Annotated in this window: 9 protein-coding genes; 6 read left to right on the top strand and 3 right to left on the bottom strand. The window is 44.7% G+C overall.

Translation table 11 applies throughout. The features are described 5' to 3' along the window. The 6 genes from RMO79_RS15880 to RMO79_RS15855 form a co-directional block, all read left to right on the top strand. Positions 1-114, top strand: a 114-nt coding sequence (locus RMO79_RS15880) for a transposase (RefSeq protein WP_310481284.1), incomplete at its 5' end; no start/stop codon positions are given. A 70-nt stretch (positions 115-184) separates the two neighbouring features. Then, positions 185-853, top strand: coding sequence for a transglutaminase-like domain-containing protein (locus tag RMO79_RS15875; protein ID WP_310484150.1), 669 nt, complete (start codon positions 185-187; stop codon positions 851-853). Positions 854-1,142: 289 nt separating this feature from the next. Next, on the top strand, positions 1,143-2,327 hold the full coding sequence (locus tag RMO79_RS15870) for a glycosyltransferase (protein ID WP_310484149.1): 1,185 nt from the start codon (positions 1,143-1,145) through the stop codon (positions 2,325-2,327). 87 nt (positions 2,328-2,414) lie between these two features. Further along, complete coding sequence (locus RMO79_RS15865) at positions 2,415-3,107, top strand: sugar transferase (RefSeq protein ID WP_310484148.1); 693 nt, start codon at positions 2,415-2,417, stop codon at positions 3,105-3,107. 106 nt (positions 3,108-3,213) lie between these two features. Continuing rightward, positions 3,214-4,293 (top strand): GDP-mannose 4,6-dehydratase, encoded by a 1,080-nt coding sequence (gene gmd, locus RMO79_RS15860; protein ID WP_310484147.1) that lies wholly within the window; start codon positions 3,214-3,216, stop codon positions 4,291-4,293. Positions 4,294-4,493: 200 nt separating this feature from the next. Continuing rightward, a complete protein-coding gene (locus tag RMO79_RS15855; protein ID WP_310484146.1) occupies positions 4,494-5,435 on the top strand; it encodes a GDP-L-fucose synthase in 942 nt (313 codons plus the stop codon). A 183-nt stretch (positions 5,436-5,618) separates the two neighbouring features. On the opposite strand, the gene RMO79_RS15850 is transcribed toward RMO79_RS15855, so the two are convergent. The 3 genes from RMO79_RS15850 to pds form a co-directional block, all read right to left on the bottom strand. Beyond that, entirely contained in the window at positions 5,619-6,752 is a 1,134-nt protein-coding gene (locus RMO79_RS15850; protein ID WP_310484145.1) for a fatty acid desaturase, read from the bottom strand. Between the two features lie 152 nt (positions 6,753-6,904). Continuing rightward, positions 6,905-7,837 (bottom strand): phytoene synthase, encoded by a 933-nt coding sequence (locus tag RMO79_RS15845; protein WP_310484144.1) that lies wholly within the window; start codon positions 7,835-7,837, stop codon positions 6,905-6,907. A gap of 222 nt (positions 7,838-8,059) precedes the next feature. After that, on the bottom strand, positions 8,060-9,466 hold the full coding sequence (gene pds, locus RMO79_RS15840; RefSeq protein ID WP_310484143.1) for a 15-cis-phytoene desaturase: 1,407 nt from the start codon (positions 9,464-9,466) through the stop codon (positions 8,060-8,062). Between the last annotated feature and the right edge of the window lie 58 nt (positions 9,467-9,524).

Genomic DNA, 9,524 nt, shown 5'->3' with positions numbered 1-9,524 from the left:
GCTGTTGAAGGAATTAATAATAAACTCAAGCTGATAAAAAGGAGAGGATATGGATTTAGGAATTTTGATAATTTTCAGATTAGAAGCATGTTATCCTGGCATTTTAATATTTAAACCTGCATAGCAGGTTCGGTAGAACCGTATTTATCCCTTACTTCTTACTTCTTACTCCCCTATTCCCTAAATGTCCACTCCACTCGATCGATTCTTAGCTGAAATAAATAAACTCGATCGAGAAATCGATTTATCAAGAGCAGCGTTGTATATTGCCCAAATTGAATATCCCAATCTAGATATCGAGTCTTATCTCGACACCCTAGAATTAATGGGTAGCGAAGTCGGGCAGAGATTATCAGAGACTCCGTACCCACTTAAAGTAATTCAGACGATCGGTAAATATTTATATGAAGAACTAAACTTTCATGGCAACGAACGAGACTATTATAATCCGCGTAATAGCTTCCTTAATGATGTCATCGATCGCCGGACGGGAATTCCGATTACATTGGCAGTAGTCTACTTACACATTGCCAAAGCGATCGATTTCCCGATGGTTGGAATTGGAATGCCAGGACATTTTTTAATTCGTCCTAACTTTGAAAATGCAGGCATCTTTGTCGATGTCTTCGATCGCGGCGAAATCTTATTTGTTGAAGACTGTCGTCAAAAGTTAATGCATATTTATCAACAAGATATTCCCTTCCTTCCGCCCGAAATTCTTCAACCAGTCAGCAATCGTCAGATTTTATTGAGAATCTTAAATAATTTACAAGCTAATTATCTCAATCAACCAGACTTCGAGCGCGCACTGGTTATCAAACAATGGATCGATAGTATCGGCTTCGATCGGTAAAACTGACTCAATGCGTCAAGTCAGATATCGAGACCAGGCGAGATCGATACAGCACGTTCCAGTAAGATGAAGTACGTTAATTTAGAGCGCGGGGAGCGAAAAGTGCTGTATCCCGGTATCAGTCGATACAGTCTCAAAAATGATCTGCGGGTCGATAATTGGTAATCGCAGAATATTCACGTCGATCGCTAAATTTTAGATCCAAATAGGCGGTAAGATCTGCAAATTACGCTGTCTTAACAATCGCGAACCGCCTTGTCTAGCGTGTCGAATTGCCAGATTGAAAATTATGCCCAATTTTTCTTTTCCTCCAGCCACAGATGTCAAATACGCGCTCGTCCATGAATGGTTGACACCTCAAGCTACCGGAGGTTCGGAATTAGTCGTCAAAGAAATTCTGGCAGGTATGGATGCCGATGTTTACGCGCTGATCGATTTTGAATCGACAAATCCCGATAGTTATCTCTATGGTCGGAAAATTGGCACTACTTTTCTCCAAAACTTACCAGGAGCGAAAAGTAACGTGCAAAAATATTTACCACTAATGCCCATCGCGATCGAACAACTAGACTTACGGCATTATGATGTAATTCTATCCTCAGCTCATGCTGTTGCCAAAGGCATTCTCACCACTCCCCAACAATTGCATCTATGTTATTGCCATACGCCCATGCGCTACGCCTGGGATCTGACTTTTGACTATTTGCATCAAAGTCGAGTTGGCAAGGGCTTACCGGGCGTATTTACCCGTTATCTATTACATCGCCTACGCCAGTGGGATGTCCTCTCGGCAAATCGCGTAGACCATTTTATTGCCAACTCGCATTTTACCGCCAGCCGGATTTGGCGATGCTATCGACGACAAGCCGATGTCATTTATCCGCCAGTCGATATCGACAGATTTAGCTGCAATCCTGACAAAGACGATTTTTATCTGACTGTTTGCCGACTAGTCGGTTACAAACAAGTCGCCCTCATTGTCGAAGCCTTCAATCAGAATGGTAAAAATCTAGTTGTCATCGGGAAGGGCACCGAATTACAAAAATTGCAACAAATTGCCAAACCAAACGTCACCATTCTTGGCTCGCAGCCCAACGCTATCGTTCAAGACTATCTAGCTCGCGCTAGGGCATTTGTCTATGCAGCGTGTGAAGATTTTGGTATTGTGTTGGTAGAAGCCATGGCATGTGGTACGCCAGTCATCGCCTATGGAGTCGGTGGTGCAGCAGAAACAGTCCTTGATATTCGCACGCATCCCGATGGTGGTACGGGAATTTTGTTTCCCACTCAAACTACCGCAGCCATTGTTGCAGCGATTTCTACGTTTGAAACTTATCAATCGCAGTTTCAAGCCGAACGGATTCGTACTCACGCTGAAGGCTTTGCAACTTCAGTATTTCGATCGCAATATCTGAGTTTACGCGATCGCTATTACCATCAATGGCGATCGCGCAAAATTGGCATAAATACCTGAAAATTAGCTGAGGCTAACAGCTAAGTAACAGCGATTTTTCTGTATAATCTGGGGAGTATTGGTGATAGAGTGAAATCGAGGAGTAAAATGACCGCAACAAGTCAACCTATTAAAAATAAGGTAATCGAGTCTTTAGCCCGCAAGCAAAGATTATCCGCCTACTCTCAAGATCTTGCCAAGCGGCTATTTGATATTATCTTTTCGCTATTAGTGCTGATACTTTGCGCCCCAATTTATCTGCTACTAGCAGCCTCGATTGCTTTTACCTCATCCGGATCGATCTTCTATATCCAACAACGAGTTGGCAAAAATCATCGCCAATTTGGGTGTATTAAATTTAGGACGATGATCCCCAATGCCGATCGATTGCTCCAAGAAATGATCGCACAATCGGAAGATCTCCGCCAAGAATTCGATGCCAATTACAAGCTTAAATCCGACCCCCGGATCACTAAAATTGGTAAGTTCCTGAGAGCGACCAATCTAGATGAATTTCCCCAATTTATCAATGTGCTCAAAGGCGAAATGAGCGTTGTCGGGCCGCGTCCGCTGGTACCTGAAGAAATCGTCAGGTACGGGACGCAGATCGATCGAGTTTTGACAATTAGACCTGGTATAACGGGATTATGGCAAGTTTCCGGTCGAAACGATATTCCCTACGCCCAAAGAATTAGGATCGATGTTAGCTACGTGCGGCGGCGGAATTTTTGGCTGGATCTGCGGATCGTATTGAAAACTGTACGACAGACGATAATACCCAAGAATAATGGGGCATACTAACAGTAGCGATCGCGACTAGATCGAATGGGTAGTCGTCGATCGCAATTGGGATATATGATGATGAGGAACTTAGACCCTCGCAACTTAACCGCCGATAGCTGCCAACATGACAGAAACAAAACGTGCATTAATTACAGGTATTACCGGACAAGATGGTTCTTATCTTGCCGAACTGCTCCTCTCTAAGGGTTACGAAGTTCACGGCATCATTCGTCGCACCTCGACCTTTAATACCGATCGGATCGAACATTTGTATAAAGATCCGCATACCCCTGGAGCCAAACTTTTTCTCCACTACGGTGACTTAGCCGACGGTGTAACCCTCCGCCGCTTATTAGAACTCACCAAACCTCATGAAGTCTACAACCTCGGCGCGCAATCTCACGTTCGCGTGAGTTTCGATGCACCTGAATATACAGTAGATACCGTCGCAATGGGCGCACTCCGCTTGCTCGAAGCCATCCGCGATTACGAACTGCGAACCAAGCTCCAAGTCCGCTATTATCAAGCTGGCTCGTCGGAAATGTATGGATTGGTGCAAGAAGTTCCCCAATCTGAGACAACCCCCTTCTACCCCCGTAGTCCTTACGCTTGCGGTAAATTATTCGCCCACTGGCAAACCGTTAACTATCGCGAATCTTATAATATCTTTGGTTGTAACGGAATTTTATTCAATCACGAATCGCCCCGACGCGGTGAAACCTTTGTCACGCGCAAAATTACCCGTGCGATCGCGCGGATTATGGCAAAGCAACAAGATAAACTCTATCTAGGCAATCTCGAATCTAAACGCGATTGGGGTTATGCCAAAGATTATGTCGTCGCCATGTGGATGATGCTCCAACAAGAGCAGCCAGATGATTATGTCATCGCTACTGGCGAAACTCATGCCATTCATGAATTTCTGACCATCGCCTTCGATTATGTCAACCTGAACTGGAAAGATTACGTCGAATTTGACTCGCGCTACTTACGCCCTGCTGAAGTAGAATTACTAATTGGCGATCCGACCAAAGCCCAAACCAAACTCGGCTGGAAACCATCGGTTACCTTTACCGAATTAGTGCATTTAATGGTCGATACCGATCTCCACGCACTTGGCATCAAATCGCCAAACTATCAAGGTGAAGAAACATTACCCGATGTGGCGATCGTTCGTCAAGCATTAGCGACAATGCATGATTGACATCCGTTGTTCGTCTTAATTTCTCAGTCTCAAATTATCGGTCATACATCGTAAATTGTCAGTCGTAAGTCGTAAGATAGCTAGTGGGCAGTGCCCACTAGTTCAGTTCGCAAGTTATCTTGATGCTATGGAGATTTATCGATCCTAACTGAGTACCTACCTTTATCGGTAAAATTTCGACACCAACATCAACAGAATTTATGACCAACCTAGATCTATCCACCAAACGTATTCTCGTTACTGGCGGTGCCGGATTCCTCGGACAACAGGTAATTAGTCAGCTTCAGGCGCAAGGTGCCAATCCCGATCTCATTACCGTACCCAGATCTGCCGATTGCGACTTGCGGGTGCTAGAAAACTGCCATAAAGCAGTCCACAACCAAGACATTATCGTTCACCTTGCCGCACACGTTGGGGGTATTGGTTTAAATCAAATCAAACCAGCCGAATTATTTTACGATAATTTGATGATGGGTACTCAGTTAATCCATGCGGCTTATCAAGCTGGTGTGGGTAAATTCGTCTGCGTCGGGACGATTTGTGCGTATCCAAAGTTCACACCAGTACCATTCAAAGAGGAAGATATTTGGAATGGTTATCCCGAAGAAACTAACGCACCCTATGGTGTAGCTAAAAAGGCTTTGTTAGTCCAGTTACAATCTTATCGCCAGCAATATGGATTTAATGGCATTTATCTTTTACCCGTAAATTTATATGGGCCAGCGGATAATTTCAAACCCGAAAGTTCCCATGTAATTCCGGCTTTAATTCGCAAGGTACATGAAGCCCAAATTGCTGGCGATAAACAGATTCAAGTCTGGGGCGATGGTAGTCCCAGTCGCGAGTTTATTTATGTAGACGATGCTGCCAGAGGAATTGCGATCGCAACTACTAGTTTCGATGGTAATGAGCCAGTCAACCTCGGTACTAACTATGAAATTACGATTAAAGATCTGATTACTTTAATTTGTAAACTCATGGAATACAAAGGCGAAATCGTTTGGCAAACTGATAAACCAAACGGTCAACCTCGCCGCTGTTTAGATACTCAAAGAGCTAAAGATTTTTTTGGATTTACAGCGCAAGTAGACATCGAGAAAGGCTTGAAAAATACGATCGAATGGTATCGCACTCATAGTTAAACAGAGTGAGACTCAAACAAACATCCCCGACTTCTCAAAGAAGTCGGGGATGTCTGTTTGATGTGGTTTTATAATCTTACTCCCTTCCCACCCAAGAAATAGACATTTGCAATTCACTATTCACTATCCACTCACCACACTAGATGTCTAATCCTTCACTGGGAAGAGAGTAGTTCAGATACTTTATTTTGCGCTCATCGCTACAACTGGTGTTAGCTCTGTTGTTGCAGATTCACTTTGTAAAAATGATTCGATCGAAACGAGGCTATTCGAGTCGGCATCCCATAAAATAAACTTGGCACAATCGAGCATATCGCCCATGCGTAATGTTTTCACATTTGCCAGCAAGTGCAGATTCTCGCGGTGACAAGCTTCGAGGTGATAATTAGGAATTCGTTCTGAAAGATGATGGATGTTGTGATAACCGATATCGGCGGTAAACCACTTGAGGATTGGCGGTAATTCTAAATAACTACTACCCTCAATTGCACCAGTCAGATAGTCCCACTCTGCTGTTTGATGGGCATAAGAACCTTCAAAAATATGCTGAACGAAGAAGACCCAAATAAACACAACCGCAGATAAAGTTACCACCAGCGAGTACACGCTTAAAAAGAAGCCAGCACCCAGCCAATTACTCAACAAAATCCAGCTACTAATTACACAAATATTGTTAAATAATAAATCCCAAAACTCAGTCCTAGACTGCCAATGCTTAGATTCGTGAGTGGAGATCGCATCCGATATACTGAGATTTGGATGTTGTTGGCGTTCGGTAATTACATGACGAACCATATCGTACAGCCCTAATATTAAAGCCATTCTGGGGGCGATCGCTAGATAGAAAAATCCACCAGGAATCGCCATGACTGGTTGGCGGATAAATTGGTAAGTTTCACGCTCTTTGGAGCTTAATTTAGCAAACTCTGTTGTAGATAAAAAGTCGGCAACACCGCGATACCGCTCCCAATCGCCATTAGTTTTGTGATGATAAGCATGATCTCGCGACCAGGGATATTGAGGAATCGCATTAACAACTCCCAGCAGGAAACCCACGCATCGATTGATTTTTTTAGAGCTAAATAGTGAATAGTGTCCACAATCGTGCATCAGCGAAAAAGATCGCACTGAAAACAGTGACATTAAGATGATAATCGGCGGCAGCAGCCAGATTGAAATGTCTGCTGCTTTTACCGCTAACACCCACAAGCAAACGTAAGGAATTAGAGTATTTAAGATTTGAAATGTTGCGAGAAGGTCATTACTCTTCATGTAAGAGTTGAGAGTAAAATCTGACTTTTTAATTGAAGATTTCATTTGATAAAATACGCTAATAAATCTCTGGGGTAGTTGTGAATATTGAATCGACCGATTCGCCACTGGAGCGTAGATCTGAAAGTTGATGTTATTCTGGCTTCTATGACGTGAGATCGATAGCTAATTGTTGCCACTAGAGATCTAGAGCGAGATTATTTCATCTGAGATCGAATTAACGAACCGGGCAAACACCAAATTTTTTTGGGCGTACTCACATAAGCGCGCCGCGTAAACACGTCATAGTCATTGCGCTCGATCGAATCTAAAATCTTTTGATATAGTAACAACGCCGCCCAGACTGGCCAGCGCACGTCGGGACTGAGCCGACTGATGCCACTTTCTGCTTGCTGATAGTACTTGCGCGCGCGTTGGATCTGAAACTGCATCAACGCCCGCCAATTGTCATTAACCACCCGATTCATCAGATCTTGCTCGGTGTAGCCAAATAAAGCTAACTCATCGAGCGGTAAATAAATTCGTCCGCGCTCGGCATCTTCGCCTACATCCCGCAAAATATTCGTCAACTGTTTGCCAATCCCCAACGCCACTGCTTCTTCAGTGGGAATCTTAATATTGTTACCATGCCAGGGAGCGGTAAATTGCAGCGGATCGACACCGACGATCGCATTCGACATCAAGCCGACTGTTCCAGCTACACGATAGCAGTATAGTGATAATTCTTCAAAACTTTGGTAGCGATTTTTGTGGAGATCCATCCTTTGTCCGGTCACCATATCCCGAAATGGTTGAATCTGCAAATCGGGAAATTTAGCGATCGTATCGACTAAGGCGACATCGTATTTATCGGTAGAATTGCCCCTAAACATGGCTTCTAATTGCGATTCCCAGCGATCGAGCGTAGCTGGAGTCGTCTCATCTGCATCGGCACCATCGACCAATTCATCGGTGTTGCGACACCAGGCATAAATCGCCCAAATCGCCCGCCGTTTGGGGACTGACATCAATAGTGTCGCCAAATAAAAAGTTTTGCCGTATTGGGCAGTTATTTGGCGACAGAGTTCGTATGATTCCTCGGTCGATATCATTGTGGTCACGATCGGTAGGGACTTTTCCAGTTGCAACATTGCAGAGACTAAACTAGGGGATAGGGGCGCGAGAGCTTCTGAGGGGAAGCTTCCCCCGATGGGGTTCGTTCCACCGTCGGGGCATAGAGACGATCTAGAGATAAATCGTCAGTTCGGGCGATCTAACATAATTCGTTCGCCAGTCACTGTCTGTATCCCCGGCTCTCTAGCCCCAATTGGTGCGCTCGACCATCGGGTGTTTTTTGACTTTTCGCGCAGCCGCTAGATTGCAGTAGCTAATGGTTTTGCTACTGCGGGCTGATAATTCGCGATCTCCCGTGCTGCAAGCTTACCAGAAAGCACAGCACCTTCCATACTCCCCAGATACTCTTGCATCGTATAACTACCAGCCAGAAAGAAATTAGCAATCGGTGTAGATTGGCTGGGTCGGCAATTTTGTCGCCCCGGAGATGCAGTATATACCGATCGGGGTGTCTTGACGACTTTAGATTTACGCAATTTTGCGGGTGTATCTCCAGTCAAATGTTGTGGAAACAGGCGTTCTAGTTCGGTCATGGTTGCCGCGACGATTTCTGCGTCGGATTTGTCGATCCAGTTTTTGGCTGGGGCGATAATTAGCTCTAGCATCGATTTATCGGGGTCTTCATACTCCTTGCAAGCTACGCTCATATCAGCATAAACGCTGAGAATATCCGATCGCGAGAATAACAGATGGTCGATATCGGTTAATTTGCGATCGAACCACAGGTGTAAATTAATTACTGGTACGCCTTCTAATTCCTGCATTTTTTCAAAGAATTCAATTTCCCGCCACGGTGCGGGCATCAGTGTCTTGATAACATCGACAGGCATTGCCGAGACATAAGCATCGGCCACGACGATTTCGTCTGCGGCACCATTAAGCCCCCGCATCACAAAATGCTTAACCGTACCATCATCATTCAGCACGATTTGTTTGAGCGGTCTCTCCATCCGAATTTCGCCACCAGCAGCTTGAAAATGCTCCACGATAGGCTGACACAAGCGTTCGGTCGGCGACCCATCTAGAAAGGCGATTTTGGAGCCATAGCGTTCTTTGAGAAACTTGTTAATGGCAGTCAATGGCACGGTTGCCGAAACATCTTCGGGATTGATAAAAGTTAGAGCTTTAGAAGCTGCCACAAAAATATCCGAATTTACCCGGTCGTCGATTCCCTGACGGCGCAGCCATTCGAGTAAGCTGTATTTGTCCATATCTTCGACATATTGCCGTCCGCGCAGTACTGCTGGCCATAAACCGAGGGCGAATTTAATTTTCTGCTCCCAAGTGAGCATGTCATTATTCCGCAAGATCGACACAATTACATTAAACGGCGCGGGGATATCCGGTACGCTGAAATATGAGTAAGTTCCGGGTTTTTCTGGCTGATTGAAAATCAGTGCGTGTTCTTTCCATTGCAGGCGATCTTCAATTCCCAGCTCTTTCATCAATTGGAGCATGTTGGGATAAGCCCCAAAGAAGGCATGGAGTCCGGTTTCATACCAGTCGCCATCCTCATCTTTCCAAGCTGCAACTAAGCCGCCCAATACATCCCGACTTTCAAACAGGATGGGGGTATGTCCGGCATCTGACAAATATTTAGCACAAGCTAGTCCAGCTAAACCTGCTCCTGCAATGGCTACACGCATCTATTAGTACTACCTTTTTACAATTGACTGTGGGAATTAATGCTTTATTCCAGTTTAA

It is taken from the genome of Chamaesiphon sp. VAR_48_metabat_403, from assembly GCF_031422475.1.
GTDB lineage: Bacteria > Cyanobacteriota > Cyanobacteriia > Cyanobacteriales > Chamaesiphonaceae > Chamaesiphon.
This window is presented reverse-complemented; position numbering and strand designations above follow the sequence as displayed.

What these genes read in the sequence shown, in the direction of transcription:
- RMO79_RS15865 (WP_310484148.1), top strand. Translation starts at nt 2,415, where the DNA reads ATGACCGCAACAAGTCAACCTATTAAAAATAAGGTAATCGAGTCTTTA.
- RMO79_RS15875 (WP_310484150.1), top strand. Translation starts at nt 185, where the DNA reads ATGTCCACTCCACTCGATCGATTCTTAGCTGAAATAAATAAACTCGAT.
- RMO79_RS15845 (WP_310484144.1), bottom strand. Translation starts at nt 7,837, where the DNA reads ATGTTGCAACTGGAAAAGTCCCTACCGATCGTGACCACAATGATATCG.
- RMO79_RS15870 (WP_310484149.1), top strand. Translation starts at nt 1,143, where the DNA reads ATGCCCAATTTTTCTTTTCCTCCAGCCACAGATGTCAAATACGCGCTC.
- gmd (WP_310484147.1), top strand. Translation starts at nt 3,214, where the DNA reads ATGACAGAAACAAAACGTGCATTAATTACAGGTATTACCGGACAAGAT.
- RMO79_RS15850 (WP_310484145.1), bottom strand. Translation starts at nt 6,752, where the DNA reads ATGAAATCTTCAATTAAAAAGTCAGATTTTACTCTCAACTCTTACATG.
- RMO79_RS15855 (WP_310484146.1), top strand. Translation starts at nt 4,494, where the DNA reads ATGACCAACCTAGATCTATCCACCAAACGTATTCTCGTTACTGGCGGT.
- pds (WP_310484143.1), bottom strand. Translation starts at nt 9,466, where the DNA reads ATGCGTGTAGCCATTGCAGGAGCAGGTTTAGCTGGACTAGCTTGTGCT.